Origin of the sequence: Micromonospora sp. R77 (assembly GCF_022747945.1) — a bacterium.
Taxonomy (GTDB): Bacteria; Actinomycetota; Actinomycetes; order Mycobacteriales; family Micromonosporaceae; genus Micromonospora.
On record NZ_JALDST010000001.1, the window covers coordinates 350,444 to 374,584 of the forward strand.

The following is a 24,141-nucleotide window of genomic DNA, read 5'->3' on the forward strand; positions in this document are numbered from 1 at the left end:
CTCCCAGCTCAGCACCGTGCCCGGCGGCAGGACGGGGATGCCAGGCGCGGTGGTCCCGGCGGACGCGGCCGGGCCGGTGGTCGCGGCCCGGGCCACGCGGTGGCCGACCATGGGCGCCAGGTCGGCGAGGGTACGGTCGGCCGACGCGGCCGGCAGCCGGTCATCGGGGACCGTGGTGGCGGGCAGGTCGACCGGTTCCGGCAGCGGACCCGCGTCGCGCAGCACCGCGGTGACCGGTGCCGCCCAGCTGCCCGGCCGGTGGCGCCGACCAGGTCGGCGGCGCTGGTGACCGTCGGGCCGTCGGTCGCCGCCACCGCCCCGAGCCCGGCCAGCTCGGCGGCCACCAGGAGGCTCCGCAGGTTGATCCCGGTCTCCAGGTCGGTCAGCGCGCAGCGCAGCGCGCCGTACGGCGCCGGGAGGTCGGTGTGCCGGGCGGCCAGCACCACGGTCACTTCACCCGGGCCGGGCCGCAGCGGCGGCGGAACGGACACGTCGGGCACGTCGACCAGCGCGTGCCGGTAGACGTCGAGGTAGCCGGCCGGTCCCGCGGGCGGCACGACGAAGACGTGCACGGGGAACTTGCTGCGCACCGACGCGGTCACCCGATGGTCGTTGGCCGGGTTGGACGGTTCCCGCCGCTGGAGCCCGAACGCGGCGAGCAACACGGTGCCCAGCCGCTCCCAGGAGACCGGCCCGGCCGGCAGTCGTCCGGCCGGGTAGGCCGCCGCCGCCAGCGCGGCCGTCGTGCCCGGCGGTAACGGCCGGCCGCGCACCCCACGCGCCGCCGCAGGCGGGAGCAACGCCGTCGTCGGCACCGACTCGTCGATGACGATCGGGTCGTGCAGGATGCCGCGCAGGGGACCCTGGCGCAGCGCGAAGCGGAGGGTGTCGGTCGCGTCGGCCATGGTCACTCCAGCCACATCGGTCCGTACGCCAGCGGCAGGTCGCCGATGACCGGGTCGGATACCAGCGGGTCACCGGTGAGGCGGCGACCGCCGAGGGTGGTGTACAGGTGGGTGAGCGCGGCGGAGACGGCGTCGTCGCCGCTCTGCGCGATGGTCCACGTCCCGGGCAGGACGACCGACGGGGCACCGGCGTCCACCGTGGCGAGCGCGGCCATCAGCGTGGCGTACAGGGCGGCGGCGGCCCCGGACGCCCACTCGGCCGCGAGCAGGTCGCCGGTCGGGTCGTACGCGCCGGCCAACACCCAGTCCCCCACCGGGAGCCGGCGTAGCCGCAGCGTGACCGGCCGCTCGTGGTAGTCGCGCAGCGCCGCAGCGACGGCCCGCGCGGCGGGACTGAGCCGGTCGCTGTCGGCCGGCGTGCCGGGCTCGTCCCGGAGCAGGTCGGCCCCGATGAGGCGCAGGCCGCCGTCGAGCCGTCGGCGCGGCTCGTCGAACCCGGCGGCGGCGACCCGCCCGGGCCCGAGGTCCGTCCCGCACCGGGCCCGGGCCAGGGCCAGCAGGGCGTCGGCCTCGGCGGCGGCCGTGGTGACGCCCCAGCCGTACACGGCCGGGAGAGCCGTCCACCGGTTGCCGGGCGACCCGGCGCAGCGGCGGCACCGGGGCCGGCTCGGGCAGCGGAACACCCCAGCCGCGCCACGGCTCGGTCAGGTCCACGGGCGGCTCGGTGGCCAGCGGGACCTCGACGGTGTCGGCGGCCGGCCCGTGCACCACGGTCAGGGTCTGCGCCCCCCGCTCCAGCAGGTGGTCCAGCACCCGACGCGCGGCCAGCGAGCCGGCCAGGACCGCGCCGACCGGGAGCGGCGCCGCGCCGCCGGCCAGCGCGCGTTGCCACTGCTCCGCCCGGTCCATCGCGGCGGTCACCCCCGGCAGCGCGGACCGGTCGGGCAGGACCGGGCCGACCATCACCGCGCCGGGCCGGGCCCATCACCGGCAGCACCGGCACCCCGGGGGGCGGCGTGACGTCGACGGCGACGACCAGGTCCGCGTCCGCGCCACCGGCACCGACGCCGGCGGCGGCGAGTCCACTGCGCGCGCCGGCCGCCGCCGGTCCGTCGCCGAGCACCGTCACCGTCGTGCGCCGCAGGGTCGCGAAGGCGGCGTACGGCTGGGCGCAGTGCTCCTCCAGGTAGGCCAGCACGTCGGCGTAGCGCGCGGCGCTCTCCCGGTCCGGCGGCGGGGCGACCGCCGGGTCGACGGTGAAGAGTGCGCCGCGCTCCAGCAGCACCGCGACCACCCGGTCCAGCGCCGGCCGGGCGGGCGCCGCCACGGTGGCCAGCAGCTCCTCGACGGTCGTCCCGTCGTAGAGGTCGCCCAGGGCGCCGTCGATCAGCGGAAAGAGCGCGGGTGGCCCGGTGAGCAGGAAGGAGTCGTCGGCGCGGGTGCAGCGGACGCCGCGCGGCGCCGGTACGAACTGGGTTCCGGGGCGGAGCTTCACCTTCATCGGGGCCTCACCTTCTCGGGGCCGAGCAGCACCCCGGTGTACGCCTCGGCCCGCAGGTACCGCTGCGCAGCGGCACGGACCTCGTCGTCCGTCGTCTCGTGCAGCGCCACCGGGAACCGGGTCAGCCACCGGGGGTCCAGCCCGGCGACGGCGACCCCGCAGAGGGCCTCGGCGAGGCCGATCTGGGTGGACTCGGAGATGGCCGTGATGCCGGCCAGGTGACCGCGGGCCGCCTCGATCTCCGCCGCGGTGGGTGGTGCGGTGTCACTGATCCGGGCCAGCAGCGTCCGGGTCTCGTCGACCGCCGCCCAGGCGTGCTCGGGGGCGCAGCCGAACTGGATGACGCTGAGCGCCCGCCCGGCCTGCTCCTCGATGCCGGAGGACGCGGTGTAGACGTAGCCACGCTCCTCGCGCAGCCGGTGCACCAGTCGGGAGCTGAAATAGCCGCCGTACACGTGGTCGGCCAGGCGCAGGGCGATGAAGCCGGGGTCGACCCGGGCGAGCGAGGGCGCGGCCAGACGGACGTCGGCCTGCTGGGCGCCCGACCGGTGCCGGAGCACGACGGTGTCGCCGGTGGGCAGCGGCGGGGGCCCGAGCGCGACGGCGGGATGCGGTGCCGCCCAGCCGGCCAGCCGCTCGGCGAGCAGGGCGACCGCGGCGTCCGGGTCGACGTCGCCGACCAGGACGAGCACCGACCCGTTCGGTACGAGCCGGGTCGCGTGCAGCGCGGCGACCTGCTCGGCGGTGACCGCGCCGACCTGCTCGGCGTCGGGGGTCTCCACGGCGGCCGGGTGGTCGCCGAAACAGTGCCGCAGCAGGGCCGCCCGGGCGATCCACTCCGGCAGCGTGCCGGCCAGCCGGACCCGCTGGAGCAGCCGGGTCCGCTCGAACTCCACGACGTCCGGCCGGTACGCCGCCCCGGTCAGGCAGTCGGCCAGCACCTCGGCGAGGGTGTCGAGCTCCTCGGCGAGCGCGTGGCCGGAGACCCTTAGCCGCTGCGGTCGGACCGACGCGGTCAGCGCCGCGCCGGCGGTGGCCAGCTCGTCGTCGATGGTGGCCCGGTCCCGCCGTGCGGTGCCGGAGAGCAGGCTGGCCGCCAGCAGTTCGGCGACGGCGACGTGGGTGTCGTCACCGGGGGCGGCACCGAAGGGCACCGCGAGGCGCAGCTGGACCAGCGGCACGGCCGGGCGTCGGGCGACGAGCACGCGCAGGCCGTTGGGGAGCGTGAGGTCGGTGACCTCCCGGTCGTTGACGGACGGGGTCACGGTGGTCACCTTCCGCCTCCGGAGGGTACGAGGTGCACGGCGGCGTGGCGCCGGCCGGCCAACTCGGCGGCGGCCGCGCGGACCTCGTCCGCGCCGACCGTGGTCAGCTCGGCCAGCGCGGAGAGGGCCAGTTCGGCGCGGTCGTGCAGCAGCTCGAAGGCGGCGACCCGCCGGGTCCGGGCGCCGATCGGGTCGATGTCGCGGTACCAGTCGGCCCGCAGCCGGGCGGTCGCGCGCAGCAGCTCCGCCTCGGTCGGGCCGTCCTGGGCGAGGGCGGCCAGTTCGCCGAGAATCGTCTCCTCGACGGCCCCGGCCGGGGTACGCGGCCCGAAGACAGCGGACACCACCAGGGCGTCCGGGTCGCGGCTCTCGAACGGCCCGCCGGTCAGACCGAGGTGCGCGGTGACCCGGGTCGCCGGCCCGTAGTCGCGCACGGCGGCCCGGACGAGTCGGCTGGCCGGTCCACCGCCGAGGACCGCGGCGACCACCAGGGTCGCGAGGTACGCCGCGACGCGGGGGCAGGCACCTGCCAGCCGAGGGCGAGCGCGGGCGGGGCGAGCGGGTCGGGCCGCTCGCTGCGGCGTACCGCCCGGGGTGGCTGTTCGCCGAGGTCGACCGGTGCCGGCACGGCACCCGCCGGGATGGCCCCGAAGTGCCGCTCGGCCAAAGCGAAGGCGTGCTCGGTCGGGATCTGGCCACCGATGGCCAGCACCGCGTTGCCCGGGTGGTAGTAGTCCCGGTGGAAGGTCTCGCACTCCGCGACGGTCGCGTCGGCGAGCGCGGCCACATCACCGTAGCCGTCGTGGGTGTTGGCCTCCCGGGTGAACAGCACCGCCGGGAGGTGGAAGGTCGGGAAGCCGCCGTACGGGCGGTTGAGCACGTTGCGGCGGATCTCCTCGGTGACCACCGCCACCTGGTTGGTCACGTCGGCAGCGGTGACGTTCAACGCCCGCATCCGGTCGGCTTCCAGGCGCAGCCCCTGCTCCAGGGCCGCAGCGGGCAGCGCCTGGAAGTAGCTGGTGTGGTCACGGTGGGTGGTGCCGTTGAAGACGCCGCCGGCCGCCTGGACCTGCCGGGCGTACGTGGCCCGACCCGGCCCGCCGCCGCCCTGGAACATCAGGTGCTCGAAGAGGTGGGCGAACCCCGGCCGCGTCTCGGTGCGGTATCCGACGTCGTAGGCGACCGCGATGCCGACCGCGCTCAGCCGTGGCTCGTCCAGCGCCACCACCCGCAGGCCGTTGGCGAGCCGGTGCCGGGCGAGGGCGGGCGCAGCCAGGGTGAGGCTCATTTCGAGATGCCCCGTACCGAGCGGACACCGAACCAGAGCGCCAGCACCGCCGCGGTGAGCGCCACCGTCGAACCGACCAGGACCGGCCGGCCGGTGGTCTGACCGGCGAACAGGCCCCGCGCGGCGTCGACGACGTGCGACAGGGGGTTGACCCGCGCCACCACGGCCAGCCAGGCCGGCGCCAGGGTGAGCGGCAGCAGGACCCCGGACAGCAGCAGCGACGGCAGGGTGAACGCGTTGACGATCTGGCCGAACGCGCCCTCGGAGCGGACCCGCAGCGCCAGCGCGTACGACACGGCGGACATCGCCACCGCGAAGACCGCCAGCAGGACGAAGGTGAGCAGGATCCCGCCGGCCGGGGCCCGCAGGCCGAACGCGACCGCGCCGAGCACCAGCACCGCGGCCTGCGCGAGCACCACCAGCACGTCCCGGCTGATCCGGCCGAGCAGCAGACCGAGCTGGCTCGCCCCGCTCACCCGCATCCGGTCCAGCACCCCGGACCGGGCCTCGGCGAGCACCCCGAAGCCGACGAACACCGCGGCGAAGACGCACTGCTGGACCAGCAGGCCGGGCACGAAGAAGCGCCAGGAGTTGCCGCCGCCGAACCCCTGCACGTCGTTGAGTCCGCTGAGCAGCGGACCGAACAGGACGAGGTACAGCACGGGCTGGAGCAGCCCGGTGACGACCCACGCGGGGTTGCTGACGGTGTAACGCATGGAGCGCTGGAAGATCACCCAGGCGGTGCTCATCATGCTGCCACCTCCGTGCGGAGCGGGCTGGCCGTGGCATGCCCGGTGAGACGCAGGAAGACGTCGTCGAGGGTGGGTCGTTTGACCGACACCGAGGTGAGGGCCACCCCGGCCCGGTCGAGTTCGCGCAGCAACCCGGGCAGGCGACGCTGGGCGTGGTCGATCTGGAAACGCACCCGGCCGGGAGCGGTGTCGGCCGCGCAGCCGGGCAGCTCGGCGGCGATCACCGCCGAGGCGGCGCCGAGCTGGTCGGTCTCGAGCACCACGACGTCCCCGCCGAGCTGCTCCTTGAGGGCGTCGCTGGTGTCGTCGGCGACGATGCGCCCCGCGTTGATGACCACGACGCGATCGCACAGCGCGTCCGCCTCGTCCAGGTAGTGCGTGGTGAGGAAGACGCTGGTGCCCTGCGTGGCGCGCAGCTCACGCAGCAGCTGCCACAGCTCGGCGCGGCTGTGCGGGTCGAGGCCGGCGGTCGGCTCGTCGAGGAAGAGCACCTCGGGCCGGTGCACCAGGCCGAGTGCCAGGTCGAAGCGGCGACGCTGCCCACCGGAGACGCGCAGCGCCGACCGGTCGAGCACGCCGGTGAGGTCGAACCGCTCGGCCAGCTCGGCGGTCCGGGTCGCGGCCTGCCGGGCGCTCAGCCCGTGCAGGCGGGCCTGGGTACGCAGCTCGTCGCCGATGCGCTGCGGGACGAAGGAGCTGGCCTGGCTCACGTAACCGATCCGCCGCCGGACCTCGGCGCGCTGCCGTACGACGTCGAAGCCGGCGACGGTGGCCCGGCCCGCGGTCGGGTCCAGCAGGGTGGTGAGCATCCGGACCGTGGTGGTCTTGCCGGCGCCGTTGGGCCCGAGGAAGCCGACCACCTGGCCGGCGTCGACGGCCAGGTTCACCTCGTGCACCGCGTCGACGCTTCCGGCCCGTGACGTGTATGTGCGGGACAGTCCCTCCGCGCTGATCACGTTGACTCCCTTCTTCCGTGTGCCCCCACCATGGGCCTTTCCGAAGGGTCTGCCAATGCTTCCGCCACGCCCTGGCAGCTTGTTGCCGAGCGGCCCGGAAATCTGCATCTTGATGCCGCCGGGAAATCTTGTGCGGCGGCTCCACGATCGCGCATCGTGTTTTCAGGTCACCACCGGAAACACCGATCGCACTCAATTCATGAAGGAGAAAAGCCATGAACGCTACCCTCGACTTCGGCTCGTTCGACGTCAGCGAGCTCGCCGTCCTGGACGCCACCGACGCCGTCGCGCTGCCCGACATGGGCGCGTCCGTCATCATCATCATCGCCGACACCCCGGACGGCGAGGAGATCCTCAGCGAGGACCCGCTGAACGCCTCGGGTTCCGCGTCGACCTCGTCGTCCTGCTGCTGAGCGAATTCCCCGGAACACGTACGACCCGGGCGGCCGACCTCTGATCTGACCGCCTCGCTCCATCGGTGACCGACCATTTACCGGCCATTCGGCGGGTGCCTTTTCCGGAACTCATTCCGGTCGAGCACGCCGTGTATTCCCTGGAGTCACCATGTTGAATCTCGGCCCAGGTAAGGCCGTCCGCATCACGGACCACAGTGCACAGCCGCGGGAGCTGCTGCGGGAACTCGCCGAACCGATCCGGCGACTGAAGTCCTCGCAGCAGCTTCCCGTGGTGCACGTACGACGGGGCTGGCTGCACGGCTCCCACCTGCTGGTCACGGCCCGGCCGTACGCCGACCGCGAGGCCGACCTGACGGAACTCGCCACCCGGGCCGGAGCCTTCGCCGCGGCCCGCCCGACGCCCACCCCCGACGAGCAGAGCTACCTGCGGCGGGCCTCGGACCTGGCGCGCTGGGAGAACGTCCGGCAGGAACTGTCGCCGGTGCACCCGCACGGCCACGTCGAGGTCGTCGCGCACCAGCCGCGTCCCGCCGGCGCGCCCGCCCTCGCCCTGGCCGCCGACCAGATCCTCGGCCGGTTCCTGGAGCCGATGCTGGCCAGCGCCGCCCTGCGGGACGACGAGATCCTGCCGCACCTGGCGGCCGTGCTGGGCATGCTCGCCCGCACCCATCCCCGGGGGATCAGCGCCGGGGTGCTGCCGTACCGCTCGCACGTTGAGGGTGTCTCCTCCGCCACCGGCAACCACACCGACCTGCGGGCCCGCTACGCCCAGCGCTATCCGCACGACGAGCAGGTCTTCCGGGCCGCGCTCACCGACGAGCCGAGCCCCGCGCTGCGCGCCTGGGAATCGGCCTTTCTGTACGCCTGGGGGGTGGCCGAAGGGCTGACCGCCGCCGGATCGGTCACCGACCGGGCCATCCAGGAGGCGATCGGCCCGACCCCGCTCCCCCTGGGCACCCCGGTCCGCAGTGACTTCATCGGCGAGATCCTCCAGACCGGCCTGGTCGCGGACCCGTCCTACCGACACGTCGCGCACCGGGTCGTGCTCAACGTCCTCTACTGGTCGCTGACCTGCTTCGGCATCACCCCACTGCAGCGCTACTACCTCTGCTACGGGCTGAGCGAGGCCACCGACCAGATCACCGGCGAGACGGCGACGCAGCGGTTGCACCGGTTCGCCCGCGAACTGAAGGGCCAGTCGTGACCGATCTGCTGCACCCCGCCGACGCCCACGTGACCACCGGTCCCGGATGGGACCTGGCCGACACCGCGTTGCTGCGCCTCAACCCGACCCCCGGGCGCCGGCTGGGCGGTCCGACCCTGCGGATCGCCCTCCAGGCGCTCTATCTCGCCGGCCGCGAGCAGCACCAGTGGCGCGAACCGGCCTGCGCCGAACTGTACGAGCTGACCGCGGCGGCGACCGGCGCACAACGGCACCGGCTGCTGCAGCTCAAACGGGCCGTCCACAACGGCCGTGACCCGCAGCCCGAGCAGCTCGCCGCGCTCTGGCCGGAGAGCGCCCCGCCGCCGGCGGTCGCCGCCTGGTGGCGGGCCACCGAACGGTCGCTGCTGGCCCGCAACACCCTCAAGGCCGCCTACCCCAGCCTCCTCGCCGAGGAACGCCGCGTCCTGGCCGACGCGATCGGCGGCGAGCCGTTCCAGCTGTCGTTGGCGCTGAACTCCCCGCAGGTGCTGGACGCCGTGCAGCGCTACCGGCGCGCCCCGGGTGAGCCGTCGGCCCGGGACCGCAAGTCCGAGCGCGGCATCCTCCAGCACTACGCCCGCGCGGTGCTGCGGGTCAGCCCGCTGTCCCGGCTGACCGCCGTCGGCTTCGCCCGGTGGTCGCCGGAGGGCGAGCCGATGGACCGGGCCCGGTTCGACCGGCAGCGGACGCGGTCGGTGCTGACGCCCGACCGCGCGTTGCTGTCCAGCCTCGTCACCGGCATCGTCTCCGCGCCCGGTGCCGGGGGCGTCCCGGACGTCGTGCAGCGCAACCCCACGCTCCGGGTCGACAAGCACGTGCGGTTCCACCACTGGGCGGCGGGCCGGCGGCGGGCGCTCGCCGCCGCGCTGACCGACCAGGTCGCCGCCCTGCTGCGGCTCACCCAGCTGGGACCGGTGCCGAGCGGCACGCTGGCCACCGAACTGGCCGCCCGGCTCCGGGTCCCGGTGAGCGAGGCCGCCCGGCTGGTCGCCGCCGCCGTCGAGGCCCAGATCCTGGTGGCCGCCCCGGTCCTCGACGAGCAGGCGGTCGACCCCGTCCCGGCAGCGCTGGGCCTCCTGCTCGACCGGGATCCGACGGCCGCCGCGGAGATCGCCGCCCTCGGCGAGGCGCTGAAGCTCGCGCGGCGCGGCTCGGTCGGGGAACGGGTGGCCGCGCTGTCCCGGATCAGGGCCGTCGAGGGCCGCCTCAACGAACGCAGCGCCTTCCCGGCCCGCCTGCACGTCAACGAGGACTACCTGCTGCCGCCCGGCACGGTCTCCCCGGCCGGCTACGAGCCGGCGCTGGCCGACCTGCGGGCGGTCACCGGGTTCCACGCGATGTTCGACCGGCACCACGAGATCCGCGCGTTGCTGGTACGGGCCTTCGTCGACCGGTTCGGCCCCGGTGCCCGGGTGAATCTCGTCGACCACGCGGAGGAACTGGTCGAGGCGGTACGCCGCCGGGAGGGCGTCCTCGGCGCGGCCGGCGCGAGCGGCGGCGACCGGTCCGCCGCGGAACGGTTCGGCCCGGCCGACGGCTCCCTGGTGACGCTGCTGGACCGGCGCGCGGCGGCGCTGCGGCAGGTCACCGCGGCGATCGAGGCCGCCGGGGACGCGCCCGAGGTGGTGCTGGCCCCGCAGTGGCTGGCCGGGCTGGCCGACGGACTGCCCGAGCGGTACCGGCCGGCGGCGGCGTCGTACTCGATGATCGTGCAGCCCGACCGCGGCCTGCTCGTGGTCAACGCCTGCTACACCGGCCACGGCCAGGTGGTGAGCCGTTTCCTCGGCCTCCAGCAGGAGATGGGCAGCGACGCCACCCAGCGGCTGCGCGACCGGATCCGGCAGCGGTACGCCCGCCCCGGCGTCGCCGTCCGTGAGGACCGGGGCCTGCACCGGTCCAACATCAACCATCGGGTGCGGGTGCTCGACGACACCCTCGACCCGGCCGACTGGCTGGGGCTGCGGCTCGCCCACGACCTGGCCACCGACCAGTTGTCGGTGCTCGACCCGGACGGCGTCCGCGTGGTGGTGATGGGCCTCGGCATGAAGTGGATCGAGCTTCAGCCGGCTCCGCTCACACTGGCCGTGTGGCTGCACGACACCGGGCGGGTGGCGGTGGACCCGGTGGCCGTCCGGCACGCCGAAGCGGTGCGTGCCTGGGACGGCGATCCGGCGGGACACCCCACCGTCGGCTATCCCCGGCTGCGCGCGGGTGGCGTGGTGCTGCAACGCCGACGCTGGTATCCGGGCGCGGACCTGCCCGCCGTCGCGGACCCCACCGATCCGGCCGGTCACCTGGTGGCGCTCACCGCGTGGCGGGCGGCGCACGGCGTACCCGACGAGGTGGTGCTGAAGACGCCGTTGTGGACCGGACCGGCAGCGAACGGCGACGACGCCGACGCGCCGGGCGGGGCGACCGCCCGGCTGAGCCGCTACCTGACCGCCCGCCGGCGGGAGAAGCCGCAGTACGTCGACCTGGCCAGCGCGCTGATGGTGCGGGTCCTGCCCCAGTCCCTGGAACGGCGGCTGCCGGGCTATCTGGAGGAGGCGCTGCCCGGCGTGCGGTCGGGGGCCCGCGCGACGGAGTGGACCCTCGAACTGGATCTGGCCCGTGAGGCGGCGGACCGATGAGGGTGAAACTGCGCCCCGGCACCCACTTCGCGCCGGTGCCGCAGGGCATCTACTGGACGCGGGCGGGCCGGTCGTTCCTGCTCACCGCCCCGGCGGGGCTCTATCTGGCGCTGGACAGCCAGCTGGACCTGTTGACCCGCGGCACCGACGTGGACGAACTCTCCTCTGCGCTGGGCGAATCCGCCCGCCCGGCCGTCCAGCGGATCCTGGACACCCTGCTGGACCGGGACGTGCTGCTCGACCTGGACCGGGCGGGCACCCCGCCCACCCCCGGCGAGGCGGACCGGTACGCCGAGGTGCTGAGCTATCTGGAGGCCCGCTGCGCCGACCCGTACCGGGTCTTCGCCCGGCTGCGCGCCTCGGTGGTCCCGGTGCTCGGCGACGGCCCGGCCGCGGCGGTGGCCCGGCGCACCATCGTCGGGTACGGCGCGACCACCACCGCGACCGTGTCGCCCGGGACGGAGCTGGTCGTGCTGGTCGACGACGCCGACCGGCCGCTCGACCTGGTGGCCGCCGCGGCGTCCCTGCCGGCCGGGACCCGGGTCGTGCCGGTGCACGCGGGAGAGCGGATCGCCCTGGTCGGGGCGCCGGAGGCCGGCGACCTGGCGGAGTTCGTCGCGCTGGGCCGCCGGGCCGGCGACTGGGCCGCCGCCGAACCGGACGGTGCGGCGCCCTGCCCGCTGAGCGCCGTGCTGGCCGGGTCGCTGGCGACCCACGCCGTGCTCGGCGCGCTGACCGGAACCCTGCCCGCCGAATCCGCGCCGACCCTGGTGCACGGCCACGACGTGCAGGCGCAGCGGCTCCCCGGCCGACCGCCCCGGCCGCCGGGGACACACCCGAGGCGATGCTCGACCGGCTCGGCCCGCTCTTCGCCCGCTGGACCGGGCCGTACCGTCGGGAGCGGGACCTCGACCTGGCCCAGTTGCCGATGTCGCTGGCCACCGCGGAGCTGGTTCCCGGGCCGGGCCGGGTGGCCGGCTGGGGCGACGACCGCGCCCAGGCCGTCCTGTCGGTTCGCCTGGCGGCCGCCCGCGCGGCCGTCGGTCCGGCCGGTCCCGGCGTCGCCGCGGCCGGGCCGACCACTGGGCACTGGCGGCCGACGGCGCTGCGGTTGCTCGGCGCCGCTCTGCTCGACACCGCCACCGGTACGGCGACCGGCTGGGACGACCCGCCGGCCGCCGCCCGCACCCTGTGGAGCCTGCTCGACGAGCACTACGAGCGGGCGGTGCAGGCCCGCCGCCACACACTGCCCGACCTGGACTGGGTCCTGGTCGAGGTGACCAGCGCGGACGGTACGGTCCGGCCGCCGAGTGGGGCGAGACGCCCGAGCTGGCCGCCTGGGCGGCGCTGTCGGCGGCCGTGCGCAGGCCCAGGCCGCACCGAGGTGCGTGCCTTGCTCGCCGCCGACCGCGTCGGCACCCACCGGCTCGCCCAGGCCGGCGGTGACCGGCTGCGGCGGCTGACCGACCGGCTCGACGCCCTCCTCGCCGCCCGTGGCCAACGGATCACCGGCGACCCCGACGCACCGGACCCGGTCGCCGGTGACGTGCCGCTGGTCGCCGGCCCGGTGGTGCTGCGATGACCGGCACACCGGTCGGGACCGTCCGGCTCGGCCCGCAGGCACCGGCCTCGTGGGACTGGGCGACCTGGGCCGCCGGGCTGCCCGGACACCTGGTCGCCGCCACGGGCGGCCTCGACCTCGGCTGGGAACGGCCTCGCGGACGGCCGCCGCCGCGCAGGCCGCCGCCTGCTCCCGGTACGGGTCACCGCGACGGAAGTGCTGATCGGCCGCCGACCGGCGGGGACGACGACGCCTGCCCCGGCTGCGTGCAGGCGCACAGCGAGTACCGCCGTTGGGAGACCGCCAAGCGACCCGAACGCGACCGGTCGGACCGGAGGGTCGTACGCCTGGGCAGGGCGACCTGCCCGCGGCGGCCGGCGGCGCGGCGTCCTTCCTGCCCTGGCTGGCCGAGGTCGTCGGCGCGGTGCTGACCGGCCGCCGGCCGCACGCACCGGTCGGTCCGGGCGACCTGATCGCCGTCTCCGCGACCGGCACGGTCACCCGCCACCGGGTGGTCCGTACCTTCCGCTGCCGGCTCTGCGGCGGGTCGGACCGGCCGCTGCTGACCGGGCCGGACGTGCCACCCGGGCCACTGGTCCGGCAGCGGCATCCGTCGCCCGACCCGGTACCGACCCGCTCGGGTGCCCCGTTCGGGCTCGACCCGGACCGGATGCGGGCTGCCCTCGGTGACGGCCGGTTCGGTCCGCTGGTCCGGGTGGCCCGCAACGCGGCCGGCGCCTTCCCGCTGGTCGAGGCGGAACTGCTGGCCGGTACCCCGGCCGGAGCCGGGCGGGCGGTCCGGTTCCGCGAGGCGGAGGCGATCGCGGTGCTGGAGGCGTACGAGCGCCTCGGCGGTTATCCGCACGCGGCGCCGATCGTGCCGCAGCGCACCCGCCGGGAACTCGGTGACCTGGCCCTCGACCCGACCCGGCTGGGGGGATACACCGACCGGCAGCTCGCCGCGCCGACCTGCCGGATCCGCCCGTACCACGAGGACGCCCCGCTGGACTGGGTGTGGGGCCGCCCGCTGGACGGCTCGGCGCCCCGGCTGGTCCCGGCGGAGGTGGGTTTCTACCGCTACGGGTACGGACTACGCGGCACCGACCCGCGACCGTACTTCCTGGAGTCGTCCAGTGGCAGTGCGCTGGGCAACAGCCTGCCCGAGGCGGCTCTGCACTCGCTGCTCGAACTGGCCGAGCGGGACGCCTTCCTGCTCGCCTGGCACCGGCGACGGCCACTGCCGACGATCGATCCGGACTCGCTGACCGATCCGGACTGCCGGATGATGCTGCGCCTCGCCCGTGCCCGGGGTTACGACGTGCACCTGCTGAAGGCCACCGCCGACATCGACGTCCCGGTGGTGTGGGCATTGGCGATCCATCGTGACCGGGCCCTGCCGGCCAGCTTCAGCACCGCCGGCTGCCACCCCGATCCGGTGGCCGCTGCCCGGGCCGCGCTGTGGGAGCTGTGCCAACTGGTTGCCGCCGGGCTGGCGTGGGACCCGGCCGAGGTGGAGCCGATGGTCACCGACCCCTGGCTGGTCGAGGACATCGCGCACCACTGGCGGCGGTACACGTTCCCGCAACTGCTCCCCCGGGTGGAGACCGTCCTGGGCGGCCCGGTCGGCACCGTCGAGGACGCCTTCCCCGACTGGCCGCAGCAGTTGAGCCGGGCCGCCGACGGCGATGTCACCGGCGCGCTCGAGTTCGTCGCCGGCCGGTTCGCCGCCGCCGGGCTCGACGACATCCTCGTCGTCGACCAGTCCACCCCCGACCACACCGCCGCCGGACTCACCGTGGTCAAGTGCGTCGTGCCGGGGATCGTACCCATGTGCTTCGGCCAGGCCCACCAGCGGCTCTCCGGCCTGCCCCGGCTGCGCGCCGCACTCGGGCCGGACGCCGACGACCGGTCCCCGGACCCGCACCCGTTCCCCTGACCCGGAGGACCGATGACCCTCGACGTGCGCCGTTTCGCCTTCCAGCAGGGGCCCGGCAAACGCTACCTGGGGGAACAGGGCCTGGTGGACGACGACGCCGCCACCACCAGCCTGCTCCCGCCGCCCGCGGCCCGTACGGACACCGGACGGCTGCTGCCCACCGGCACCCACGACCTGCTCGCCGGGACGACCTATCCCGACCGGTGCCCTCCGGTCGCCGACCCGGAGCAGCGGTTGGGGCACCTGCTGCTCACCGCCTTCGGGCTCCAGCGGCGGGAACCGTCCAACCAGTACAACGACCACCGGACGGTGCCGTCCGGGCGCGCCCGCTTCCCGGTGCACGCCTTCGTGAGCCGGCCCGGGCGGTTGCGCTACCTCGACGTGTACCGCCACGCGCTGGTGGACACCCCGGCGGCCGGGCCCACCGACGGACCGGTGAGCGTTCTGCTGGCCGCCCGCTACACCGACCTGCCCGACCCGTACGGCCGGCTCCGCTGCGCCATCGGCGAGGTCGAGCTCGGCGTCTACCTGCGCGCCCTGGCCGTGGCCGCCGACCTGTTCGGGGTGGCGGCGACGGTACGCCTGGACAGCGCGTCGGTGACCGCAGCCGCCTCGGCGGTGGCGGCTACCGGGCCCGGCGTCTGGTCGCCGCCGCTGGTGGTTGCCCTGGCGGGCGCGGAGTCACCGGCCGCGGGGACACCGCTGCCCAGCCCGGGCTGCTCCGCCGGGTCCGCTGACCGGGATGCGCTGCTCAGCCCGGCCGGTGGTGCGCTGGACGAGGTGGTGGCCGTCGCCGCGCACCGCCTGGCCCTGCCGCCGACGCCCCCGCAGCCGTTGCGCGGGCTGCCGGTCCAGCCACCTGCGGTCGAGCTTGAGCTGGGCCGACCTGCTCTGGCGGCGCAGCGCCGGCCGGGTCCCGGCCGGCACGTACGGGTTCGCGCTGACCCCTTCCCCGGTCGGTGAGGAGGCGCTGCGGGCCATGCTGGCGTGGCTCGCCGTGCCGCCGCCGGGCGGGCCGCTGCGCGAGGTCGCCGCCCGGGTACGCGTCACGGTGGCGCTCCAGCGGGTCGGCGACCGGCCCACCGGCGCCTACCGGGTGGTGTCCGGCGAACCCGAACCGCACCGGCTCGACCCGCACCTGCTGCGCCGGATGCAGCCCGGGTTCGGCCGACCACCGTCCGCCGACACCGACGCCGGCTTCCGGCACGCGTCCCTGGTCTGGGTGTTCTCCACCGACGTGGACGCGCTGCTCGACGACCTGGGCCCGGCCGCGTGGAGCCTGCTGCAACTGTGGTGCGGCTGGGCGACCCAGGGCCTCTGCCTGGCCGCCGCCGCGCACGGACTGGTCGCCCGTCCGGCCCGATCCTTCGATGAGCACCACGTCCAGCCGTTGGCCGGTCTCGACCGGCGGGAGGTGCCGGTGTTCATGACGGTCTGCGGCACGTCCCGCTTCACCGAGCCGATGCTGGACCTGCGGTCATGACCGACTGGCAGAGCTGGCACCTGCATGTCGACAGTCTCGCCCCCCGGGCGGTCGAGGCGGCGGTGCTCGACGTGGTCGGGCCCACCGTGGCCGAGTTCGGGCGAAACGCGGACCGCCCCCGACCGTGGTTCTTCATCCGCTACTGGCAGGGTGGTCCACACGTACGTTTACGGCTGGCCGACGCCGGTCCGGACGCCGCAGCCGTCCAGGAGGCGCTGGCGCGCCGGACGGCGGCCGTCAACGCGGCCCTGCCGGCCGGGTCCCGGTTGACCACGGAGGACTATCGGCGGTCGGCCGCACCGATCGCCGACCGGGGCGAGGCCGGTATCCCGCTGCCACTTACCCCACTGCTGCCGCCCGGCTCGCATCCCGCCCGGTACGAGCCGGAGTTCGACCGCTACGGCGGCAGCGCGCTGATCGGCGTCAGCGAAGCCCTGTTCCACGCGTCCAGCGTGGTGTGCCTGCGGGCGTGCCAGGCCCGCGCGGGCGGTTCGCGGACCGCCGCGGACGGGTTGGAGGCGATGGCCGCGACCCTTTCCGCGTGGCCCGGTGACCGGCTCGCGCTGCTGCGTGGCGCCCGGGACGGGTGGGCGCGGTGGCTGGGCGCAGAGTTCGACGACGCCGCGGAGCAGGCCCGGACCCTCGCGCATCTCGTACCGGCCCTGCGGGAGCTCACCGACGGCGCCACCTCCCGGTGGACTCCCTGGACGGCACGGCTCGGTGCTGCCGCCCAGGAGTGGATCGACCGGCTCGGGCCCGCCCGGGCCCGGCAGGTCTTCGGCTCCCACCTGCACATGACCCAGAATCGACTCGGGGTCGGCGCCACGCGTGAGGGCCGCCTCGCCGCGATCCTGCTGATCCTGCTCGACGGCGCTCCGTGACCACCGCGCAGCAGCCGGAAAATGTGCGTGCGTCGTACCGATGTCCGGTCAGGCGGGTGCCCGCATGCTGGGTCTGAGCGGAATCCACCCGATCCGCTGCGGAGGCAGACCACGGTCGCACCGGCCGTGTGGGGGGAGGCATGACGTGACCGTGAACATCGACATCCTGCCGGGACCGGAGTTCCGTGCCACCGAGCAACAGCTCGCGCTGGCCGGGGACGCGAAACGATGGAGGCAGGCCCTGTTGTCGGCGTACCGCGCACTGTCCCGCGAGGTGGCGGAGGTCGACACCCTGCCCGGCTTCGACACCGTACGTGGTGCCGGGGCCAGCACCGGCGTGCTCCTCGACCACCTGCGGAAGGCCCAGGAGGCCACCATCTGGATCCACTCCGTGACCGGCATGTTCGCCGGCCTCAACCGGCTGCCGTCCGTACCGCGGCTGCGGGTCCTGGTCGATGCGCGAGCCGCGGACCTGGACCGGATGCCCTGGCTACGCACCGTCGACACCCGGCTCACGACGGCGTCCCCGTCGGAGGGCCCCGAGGGCCCGGACGCTGTCGTCCTGGACGGCGCGACGGTGGCCGTCATCCCCCGGCCGGCCGAACCGGAGCCGTACGCGCTGATCCTCCGCCAGAACGGGCTGGCCGAACTCGTGCAGGCGATGTTCGATCTGGCCTGGCCCGGAGCGCCGGCGCTGCTGCAGGAACCGACCTGTCGGACCGCCGACGCCGAACTCAAGCGGCAGATCATGTGTCAGCTCGCGGACGGCGGCAAGGACGAGGCGATCTCCCGGGCGCTGGGCATCTCGCTGCGCACCTGCCGCCGGTACATCGCCGAGATCCTGACCGACGTCGGGGCGGTGAGCCGGTTCCAGGCCGGGTACCGGCTCGGCCGCGACCGTCTGGCGGGAGCCCGATGAGCGCCCCGCCCGCGATCGAGCTGACCGGACTGGCCAAGCGGTTCGGTACGGTCGTCGCCGTCGATCACCTGCAGCTACGTGTCGAGCCGGGCGAGGTCGTAGCCCTGCTCGGGCCCAACGGGGCGGGCAAGACCACCACCCTGGACCTGCTGCTGGGCCTGGCCCGACCCGACCACGGCACCGTCCGGTTGTTCGGGCGTACGCCCGCCGACGCGGTCGCCGCCGGTGACGTCGCGGCTGTGCTCCAGACCGGGGGCCTGCTCAAGGACCTCACCGTCGAGGAGACCGTCCGGTACGTCGGCTCCCTGTACGGTCAGCACAGTCGGGCGGCGATCGCGGAGGTGATGAACCGCGCCGACCTCACCGGCATCGCCCGGCGGCGCGTCGGCCGCTGCTCGGGCGGGCAGCAGCAGCGCCTCCGGTTCGCCCTGGCGGTGCTACCCGAGCCACGGCTCCTGGTGCTGGACGAGCCGACCGCCGGGATGGACGTGTCCGGGCGGCGCGACTTCTGGTCGGCCATCCGCCGCGACGGGGCGGGTGGGCGCACCGTGCTGTTCTCCACCCACCAGCTCGAGGAGGCAGACACCTACGCCGACCGGGTCGTGCTCATGCGGCGGGGCCGGGTGGTCGCCGACGGTGAGGCGTCCGAGATCCGTCGGCTGGCCCTCGGGCGCCTGGTGCGCGTCACCTGGCCGGACGCCGATCCCGGCGGGCTGGCGGAGCTGCGCCGGCTGCCCGGGGTCCGCTCGGTGGAGGCCCGCGGGGTCACCGTGTGGATCCGGACCGAGGATTCCGACGCCGCTGCCCGCCACCTGCTGCACCACACCCCGGCCCGGGACCTGGAGGTCACCTCCACCAGCATGGAGGAGGCGTTCCTGGCGCTGACCTCCGACCTCGACGAACAGGAGGCGACGCGATGACCGCACCGGTGATGGTTGGCATCAACCGCACGATACTGGGGATCGAGGTCCGGCGAATCCTGCGTAATCGACGGACCCTGCTGTTCGTCGTCGCGATGCCGGCGGTGTTCTTCCTGGCGTTCGGTCTGCCCTGGCGGGACAAGCCGGCCGGCGCGAGGACGTTCGCCGTCATCATGATCGGCATGGCGGTCTACGGCGCGATGGTGGCCACCACCGCCTGCGGCGCGGCGGTGGCGGTCGAGCGCGGGCAGGGCTGGAGCCGGCAGCTGCGGCTCACCCCGTTGCGGCCGGCCGCGTACATCGCGGTGAAGGTCGCGACGGCGATGGTGCTCGGGTTGGTCGCGGTCCTGGTCGAGTACGCGCTGGGCGCCGCGGTCGGGGTGCGGATGCCGCTGGCCACCTGGCTGGAGTCGGGGCTCGCGGCCTGGCTGTGCTCGCTGGTGTTCGCCGCCTTCGGGCTCTTCGTCGGGTTCCTGCTGCCGGCCGAGAACGTCATGCAGATCCTCGGTCCGCTGCTGGCGCTGCTCGCCCTCGGCGGTGGCCTGTTCCTGCCGCTGGACCTGCTCCCGCACGCCGTTCAGGTGGTGGCCGCCTGGACTCCCGCCTACGGGGTCGGGGTACTCGCCAGGGCGCCGTTGACGGGCGGACCGGTCGGCGTCGCGGCGCTCGCCGTGGCGGCCTGGACACTGCTCTTCATGGTCGGCGCGATCAGATTGTTCCGGCGTGACACGGCCCGCGTCTGAGCCGGCTCAGGCCGATGACGTTCCGAGCTGCAGGCGGCCGATCCGAGTTCAACGCCCCGCAGCTCGCCGCGCCGACCCCGCCGCCGGTGCCGATCGAGCACCGGCGAGGGGCCGGTGCGGGGCCGTCCACCCGTCAGGTCGGCGGCGCGACGCTCGGCAGCTTCGCCGCGCAGGTGGTCTGCGCCCCCTGCCAGGTCGCCTCGTCGACGCCCTCCGGCTTGGGCAGGCCCCCACCTCCCGGTCGGCCCCGTGCCGGCGGCGCACCTGCCACCACGAAAGAGGTCACCGATCGGGGACTGACAGGTCATGACGTGATCGATAGCTTCGGGCGAAAGGTGAGGCTGTGGCCTGTTCGACCTAACCCCGGCACGAGTGTGCGCCGCCGCCGGCCGCAGTCACCGACCCCGACCGGAGGACCTTCATGACCAGGACCCGCAGGACGATGACAGCCCTCGCCACCGCGGCATTGGCCGTCACGGCGGCGACGGGTGCCGCCTCCCCGGCACAGGCCGCCAACATCCAGTACTTCTCGGGCTACTCGACAGCGGTGATCGGTGGCGGGCCCGGCAACACGATCCAGGACGCACTCATCCGCGCCCAGGCCAACGCCGAGGCGAGCATGCGCGCATACGAGCAGCAGTTCGGCAAGACCTGCATGGTGACCTACCGCGACGGCAACTGGCAGAGTGGCGGCGGCTACGGCGTCATCCTCGCCGACTACCAGATCACCGCCAATTGCATCTGATCACCGCCGCCCGGGGGCGCGCCGTCACCAGGCGCGCTCCCGGGCGGCGTCGACCCGACGCACCGCACCAGGTCGTGGTCGCCGTCGACCGCGTACGCGCGGGCGTCCCCCTCGTGAGGGTGAGCCGTCGGCGAGGCCACGTCCAGCGGCGGCGCCGGGAAGTACGCAGTGCTGCTGAGCCGTTGACGATCCACCGGCGACGTCGACACGAGCCCGCCGGTGCTCCGCACCCGGAACCGCCGATCCGCCCGCTACGCGGCCCGGCCCCCTTCGGACGCCTCGCCCCGGAACGCTTCGCCGCCGACCGAAGGGTTCCGGTCCTATCGTCGACGACCATGCCGAGCACGAGCGACCCGACGGTCCGCGCCCATGTCACGATCCGCCCGAAGATTCTCTACTTCGGCACCCCGGTGGTGCTGCTGAGCACCGAGAACGAGGACGGCAGCGCCAACCTCGCCCCGATCTCCTCCGCCTGGGCGCTGGGGCGGACCGTCGTACTCGGCCTGGGCGCCGGCGGGCAGAGCGGGCAGAACCTCGCCGCCCGGCCCGACCTGGTCGTCAACCTGCCGGCCGCACACCAGTGGCGGGCGGTCGAACGCCTCGCGCCGCTGACCGGCCGGCATCCCGTGCCGCCGGACAAGCGCGACCGCTTCCGCCACGAACCGGCGAAGTTCGCCGCCGCCGGCCTACGCCCGCAACCCTCGACCCACGTACGCCCGCCCCGGGTCGCCGAGTGCCCGCTGCACCTGGAGGCCCGGGCGGCCCGGATCCACTCCGCAACCGGCGACGGCTTCCTCATCGTCGAGGCCCGGGTCCTCGCCGTGCACGCCGACCCGGGCATCGTCGTGCCCGGCACCGACCACGTCGACCCGGGTGCCTGGAACCCGTTGATCTACAACTTCCGCCACTACTTCGGGCTCGGGCCGCAGCTCGGCCACAGTTTCCGCTCGGAGACGCCAGCGGACGGCCGCGACCGTTCCTGACCCCGCCGGGAAGGGCGCCGGCAGCGGGCCGGCCACGTGCCGCCGGCCGGTCCAGGTCACGCCCCGGTGCCCGGGGCCAGGTCGCGCAGCACGACACCGGCGGGGACGGGCAGTTAGCGCGAGCCGGGGGTGGTGCCGGCGCGGGTGGGGCTCGCGCTCGTGGCGGGGGCCCGGCCCAGGCCGCTGATCCCGTCGACGGCGGCGGGCGGCGTGGCGGTCGACGTCCGCGGCGCGGCGGCGGCCGGCTGCGGGCCGGCTGCGCCGGCCGGCGCGGCGACGGACGTCCCGGCCCGGTCACCGCAGGCGGTGACGGCCAGCAGGATCACGACGGTGGCCACGGCGGCGTACGGGCGTGCGGCGTTCGGCATCGCCTTCCCTCCTGAAGCGACACAGATGCTACGGACGGCGCCGGCCGGTTGCCCCGGTCCGACGGAATGCGCACATCGGACCGGAAATCGGTGACGCGGCGGGCGCCCGCGCGTCAGGGCGCGGTCAGGGCAACGGTGGCCGGGACGCGCGCAGCGCGGCGGGCCGCAGGGTCGACATGCTGAACCAGCCCCACCGCCCGGTGACCCGTTTGAACCGTCCGTGCCCGAGGGCACGAAGGTAGCCGGTGTCGGCGCGGGTGTCGACGTCGCGCCAGTAGGTGCCGCCCGTGCTGAGCACGAGGCAGGCCACGTCGCGGTCGTCGGGGCCGCGCGGGTTGTCGAGGATCAGGCGGGCCTGCACGGTGGTCACCACGCCCGGCTCGGTGCGGATCCGTTCGCCGGTGCCGCCGCCGGAGAAGTCCTCCGCGTACGAGCTGCCGGAGGCGCTGTCGGACCGCTGGGCCGACCGCCACCGGCCGGTCCCGTGCGCTGCGCACAACCGCCAGCGCCGCGGCAGCCGCGGCGGACGCCCGGTCCCCTTCGACACGACGCCTACCGCCTGCGCAACACTGTCGAACGCGCTGTGGGCAAGCTACGCGGCCACCGCGCCGTCGCCACCCGCTACGACAAAGGCGACCACGTCTACCGCGGCACCGTCGACATCGCCGCCAGCGGCATCTGGCTCCGCGACCCCCCACCTGATCTGCAAGATATGCTCTAGGCGTCGGCGGGCGGCATCCCGTCGCGCCGCTCCGCAGCGAGACGGAGCTTCACGTAGGGCCACTGAAGTGCACTTCAGCACGCAAAGCGGACTCCGGCATGCACGGCGGCGGCGCCGGAAAAATCTTGAAGAAGATCCAGGCCTGGCTGTCGATCCGGCGGCAGGGTGTTCGTCGTCGCTGATGACGGAGCCGGACAGGCCGGCCCGCGACCCAGTGCAGGAGGCAGCTCCATGGCCAAGTACGCGATCCTCATCTACGAAGACCCGGCCTACTACGCGAACATCTCGCCCGAGGCGTGGCCTGCGATGGTCGACGCGCACAGCAAGTTCGTCGAGCAGGTCTTCGCGCTCGGTGGGTCCCTGGCGGGCGGGGAGGCGCTCGCGCCCCCGACGACGGCCACCACGGTCAAGGGTGGCGGCACGGTGACGGACGGCCCGTTCGTCGAGACCAAGGAGACCCTCAACGGCTTCTACGTCGTCGAGGCGCGTGACCTCGACCACGCCGTCGAGATCGCCAAGCTGTGCCCGGCCCCGGCCCCCGGCGGCGGCGTCGAGGTCCGCCCGGTCGTGGACCCGACGACGAACCCGTTCTGATCGCTCCCCGCGACGAGCCGACCGCGTCCGCCGTGCAGGCGGACGCGGTCGCTGCCGCGCTGGCGCAGGCCCACCGCTCTGAGTGGGCCTTCGTGCTGTCCGCCACGGTGCGCGTCACGGGCGACCTGGACGTCGCGGAGGAGTGCGCGCAGGAGGCGTACGTCAGCGCGCTGCGGACCTGGACCCGGGACGGCGTCCCGAAGCGGCCCGGCGCGTGGCTGACCACCGCGGCGCGGAACCAGGCGCTGGACCGGTTGCGTCGCGAGGTCACCCTCCGGCGCAAGCTCCCGCTGCTCGTGGAGCCGGCGACCGTCGATCCGCACGACCCGGCCGACCCGGACCGGCCCGACGCCGCGGTGCCGGACGACCGGCTCCGGCTGGTGTTCACCTGCTGCCACCCCACCCTCGCCCCCGAGGCCCGCGTCGCCCTCACCCTGCGCCTGGTCTGCGGCGTTCCCACGCCCGACGTCGCCCGGGCCTTCCTGGTATCCGAGCCGACGATGGCGGCACGGATCACCCGGGCCAAGAAGAAGATCTCCGAAGCGCGGATCCCCTACCGGGTCCCGGGCCGGGCGGAGCTGCCCGAGCGCCTGGACAGCGTGCTCACCGCCGTGCACCTGCTCTTCAGCACCGGCCACACGGCCGGCGAGGGGGACGCGGTCGTCCATGAGGAGCTCTGCGACCGGGCCCTGCACCTCGCGCGCACCCTCGCCGCGTTGCTCCCCGAGCAGGCCGAGACCCGCGGCCTGCTGGGCCTGCTGCTCCTCACCGACGCGCGCCGGGCCGCCCGGACCGCCGAGCAGGGCCGGCTGCTCCTGCTCGCCGACCAGGACCGGACGCGCTGGGACCAGCACGCGATCCTGGAGGGGCTCACGGTGACGGCCGGGGCGCTGGCGTCCGGCCCACCGGGGCGGTTCACCCTGCAGGCGGCGATCGCCGGCGTGCACGCGATGGCGCCGTCCCTGGAGCAGACCGACTGGCCGCGCGTCGTGCACCTCTACGACCGGCTGCTGGCGGTGTGGAACACCCCGGTGGTCGCGCTCAACCGGGCCGCCGCCGTGGCGTTCGCCGACGGTCCGGCCGCCGCCCTGCCGCTCCTCGACGAGTTGGCGACCGATCCCCGGCTCGCCGACTACCCCTACCTTCCCGCCACCCGCGCCGACCTGCTGCGCCGTCTCGGCGACGCCGCCGGCGCGGCTCAGTCGTACCGGCGCGCGATGGAGCTCACGGCGAACGCCGCGGAGCGCGCCTTCCTGAAGCAGCGCCTGGCCGAGGTCAGCCGCGCCGCCGGTGCCGAGCCCGCGCACGGCTGAGGACGGCGGGCTCGGCGGTCACCTCCGAGGCCTCGCCCGGGGCTCCAGCGCCAAGAC

26 protein-coding genes are annotated in these 24,141 nt (G+C 75.0%); 16 read left to right on the forward strand and 10 right to left on the reverse strand.

The features are described 5' to 3' along the window. Nucleotides 1-8: 8 nt before the first annotated feature. The 7 genes from MRQ36_RS01645 to MRQ36_RS01670 all read right to left on the reverse strand — a co-directional run bounded on the left by MRQ36_RS01645 (nt 9) and on the right by MRQ36_RS01670 (nt 6,667). A complete protein-coding gene (locus tag MRQ36_RS01645; RefSeq protein WP_242791897.1) occupies nt 9-905 on the reverse strand; it encodes a hypothetical protein in 897 nt (298 codons plus the stop codon). A gap of 2 nt (nt 906-907) precedes the next feature. After that, complete coding sequence (locus MRQ36_RS01650; RefSeq protein ID WP_242791900.1) at nt 908-1,510, reverse strand: hypothetical protein; 603 nt, start codon at nt 1,508-1,510, stop codon at nt 908-910. 892 nt (nt 1,511-2,402) lie between these two features. Further along, nucleotides 2,403-3,671 (reverse strand): pitrilysin family protein, encoded by a 1,269-nt coding sequence (locus MRQ36_RS01655; RefSeq protein WP_242791903.1) that lies wholly within the window; start codon nt 3,669-3,671, stop codon nt 2,403-2,405. A 5-nt stretch (nt 3,672-3,676) separates the two neighbouring features. After that, a complete protein-coding gene (locus MRQ36_RS33065) occupies nt 3,677-4,159 on the reverse strand; it encodes an insulinase family protein (protein WP_308194766.1) in 483 nt (160 codons plus the stop codon). Then, nucleotides 4,057-4,959 (reverse strand): pitrilysin family protein, encoded by a 903-nt coding sequence (locus MRQ36_RS01660; RefSeq protein WP_278187402.1) that lies wholly within the window; start codon nt 4,957-4,959, stop codon nt 4,057-4,059. Before MRQ36_RS01660 ends, MRQ36_RS33065 begins: the two co-directional genes overlap by 103 nt. After that, a complete protein-coding gene (locus MRQ36_RS01665; protein ID WP_242791906.1) occupies nt 4,956-5,711 on the reverse strand; it encodes an ABC transporter permease in 756 nt (251 codons plus the stop codon). Before MRQ36_RS01665 ends, MRQ36_RS01660 begins: the two co-directional genes overlap by 4 nt. Next, nucleotides 5,708-6,667, reverse strand: a complete 960-nt coding sequence (locus MRQ36_RS01670) for an ABC transporter ATP-binding protein (protein ID WP_242791907.1) — start codon at nt 6,665-6,667, stop codon at nt 5,708-5,710. Before MRQ36_RS01670 ends, MRQ36_RS01665 begins: the two co-directional genes overlap by 4 nt. A gap of 215 nt (nt 6,668-6,882) precedes the next feature. On the opposite strand from MRQ36_RS01670, the gene MRQ36_RS01675 reads away from it, so the two are divergent. The 12 genes from MRQ36_RS01675 to MRQ36_RS01730 all read left to right on the forward strand — a co-directional run bounded on the left by MRQ36_RS01675 (nt 6,883) and on the right by MRQ36_RS01730 (nt 19,360). Then, the gene (locus MRQ36_RS01675; protein WP_242791909.1) at nt 6,883-7,080 is read left to right on the forward strand and encodes a hypothetical protein; all 198 of its coding nucleotides are present in this window, start codon (nt 6,883-6,885) and stop codon (nt 7,078-7,080) included. Between the two features lie 151 nt (nt 7,081-7,231). Beyond that, a complete protein-coding gene (locus MRQ36_RS01680) occupies nt 7,232-8,287 on the forward strand; it encodes a hypothetical protein (protein WP_242791910.1) in 1,056 nt (351 codons plus the stop codon). Further along, nucleotides 8,284-10,917, forward strand: coding sequence for a lantibiotic dehydratase family protein (locus MRQ36_RS01685; RefSeq protein ID WP_242791912.1), 2,634 nt, complete (start codon nt 8,284-8,286; stop codon nt 10,915-10,917). The genes MRQ36_RS01680 and MRQ36_RS01685 overlap by 4 nt, the downstream gene beginning before the upstream one ends. Next, the gene (locus MRQ36_RS01690) at nt 10,914-12,197 is read left to right on the forward strand and encodes a hypothetical protein (RefSeq protein ID WP_242791914.1); all 1,284 of its coding nucleotides are present in this window, start codon (nt 10,914-10,916) and stop codon (nt 12,195-12,197) included. The genes MRQ36_RS01685 and MRQ36_RS01690 overlap by 4 nt, the downstream gene beginning before the upstream one ends. A gap of 113 nt (nt 12,198-12,310) precedes the next feature. After that, nucleotides 12,311-12,499 carry a hypothetical protein gene (locus MRQ36_RS01695; RefSeq protein WP_242791916.1) on the forward strand — a complete coding sequence of 63 codons (189 nt, stop codon included), beginning with the start codon at nt 12,311-12,313 and terminating at the stop codon, nt 12,497-12,499. 271 nt (nt 12,500-12,770) lie between these two features. Next, entirely contained in the window at nt 12,771-14,414 is a 1,644-nt protein-coding gene (locus MRQ36_RS01700; protein WP_242791919.1) for a YcaO-like family protein, read from the forward strand. A gap of 12 nt (nt 14,415-14,426) precedes the next feature. Beyond that, nucleotides 14,427-15,377, forward strand: a complete 951-nt coding sequence (locus tag MRQ36_RS01705) for a hypothetical protein (RefSeq protein WP_242791922.1) — start codon at nt 14,427-14,429, stop codon at nt 15,375-15,377. Then, nucleotides 15,286-15,897, forward strand: coding sequence for a nitroreductase family protein (locus tag MRQ36_RS01710; protein WP_242791924.1), 612 nt, complete (start codon nt 15,286-15,288; stop codon nt 15,895-15,897). The genes MRQ36_RS01705 and MRQ36_RS01710 overlap by 92 nt, the downstream gene beginning before the upstream one ends. After that, nucleotides 15,894-16,778, forward strand: coding sequence for a thiopeptide-type bacteriocin biosynthesis protein (locus tag MRQ36_RS01715; RefSeq protein WP_242791927.1), 885 nt, complete (start codon nt 15,894-15,896; stop codon nt 16,776-16,778). Before MRQ36_RS01710 ends, MRQ36_RS01715 begins: the two co-directional genes overlap by 4 nt. 145 nt (nt 16,779-16,923) lie before the next feature. Beyond that, complete coding sequence (locus tag MRQ36_RS01720) at nt 16,924-17,697, forward strand: hypothetical protein (RefSeq protein ID WP_242791930.1); 774 nt, start codon at nt 16,924-16,926, stop codon at nt 17,695-17,697. Next, on the forward strand, nt 17,694-18,617 hold the full coding sequence (locus MRQ36_RS01725; RefSeq protein WP_242791931.1) for an ABC transporter ATP-binding protein: 924 nt from the start codon (nt 17,694-17,696) through the stop codon (nt 18,615-18,617). The genes MRQ36_RS01720 and MRQ36_RS01725 overlap by 4 nt, the downstream gene beginning before the upstream one ends. Further along, entirely contained in the window at nt 18,614-19,360 is a 747-nt protein-coding gene (locus tag MRQ36_RS01730; RefSeq protein ID WP_242791933.1) for an ABC transporter permease, read from the forward strand. The genes MRQ36_RS01725 and MRQ36_RS01730 overlap by 4 nt, the downstream gene beginning before the upstream one ends. 133 nt (nt 19,361-19,493) lie before the next feature. Here the strand turns inward: MRQ36_RS01730 and MRQ36_RS01735 are convergent, their stop codons facing one another. After that, the gene (locus tag MRQ36_RS01735) at nt 19,494-19,646 is read right to left on the reverse strand and encodes a hypothetical protein (protein ID WP_242791934.1); all 153 of its coding nucleotides are present in this window, start codon (nt 19,644-19,646) and stop codon (nt 19,494-19,496) included. Between the two features lie 135 nt (nt 19,647-19,781). Between MRQ36_RS01735 and MRQ36_RS01740 the strand changes: the two genes are divergently transcribed. Together MRQ36_RS01740 and MRQ36_RS01745 are read left to right on the forward strand one after the other, a co-directional pair. After that, nucleotides 19,782-20,105, forward strand: a complete 324-nt coding sequence (locus tag MRQ36_RS01740) for a hypothetical protein (RefSeq protein ID WP_242791935.1) — start codon at nt 19,782-19,784, stop codon at nt 20,103-20,105. A 335-nt stretch (nt 20,106-20,440) separates the two neighbouring features. After that, nucleotides 20,441-21,088: a flavin reductase family protein gene (locus tag MRQ36_RS01745; RefSeq protein WP_242791947.1), complete on the forward strand. Its 648-nt coding sequence runs from the start codon at nt 20,441-20,443 to the stop codon at nt 21,086-21,088. Between the two features lie 113 nt (nt 21,089-21,201). Here the strand turns inward: MRQ36_RS01745 and MRQ36_RS01750 are convergent, their stop codons facing one another. Together MRQ36_RS01750 and MRQ36_RS01755 are read right to left on the reverse strand one after the other, a co-directional pair. Next, nucleotides 21,202-21,456 carry a hypothetical protein gene (locus MRQ36_RS01750; protein WP_242791949.1) on the reverse strand — a complete coding sequence of 85 codons (255 nt, stop codon included), beginning with the start codon at nt 21,454-21,456 and terminating at the stop codon, nt 21,202-21,204. 124 nt (nt 21,457-21,580) lie between these two features. Continuing rightward, nucleotides 21,581-22,003 carry a hypothetical protein gene (locus MRQ36_RS01755; protein WP_242791952.1) on the reverse strand — a complete coding sequence of 141 codons (423 nt, stop codon included), beginning with the start codon at nt 22,001-22,003 and terminating at the stop codon, nt 21,581-21,583. Between the two features lie 405 nt (nt 22,004-22,408). On the opposite strand from MRQ36_RS01755, the gene MRQ36_RS01760 reads away from it, so the two are divergent. Next, nucleotides 22,409-22,771, forward strand: a complete 363-nt coding sequence (locus tag MRQ36_RS01760) for a YciI family protein (protein ID WP_242791954.1) — start codon at nt 22,409-22,411, stop codon at nt 22,769-22,771. Between the two features lie 92 nt (nt 22,772-22,863). Continuing rightward, the gene (locus tag MRQ36_RS01765) at nt 22,864-24,084 is read left to right on the forward strand and encodes an RNA polymerase sigma factor (protein WP_242800789.1); all 1,221 of its coding nucleotides are present in this window, start codon (nt 22,864-22,866) and stop codon (nt 24,082-24,084) included. The last annotated feature ends 57 nt before the right edge of the window (nt 24,085-24,141 follow it).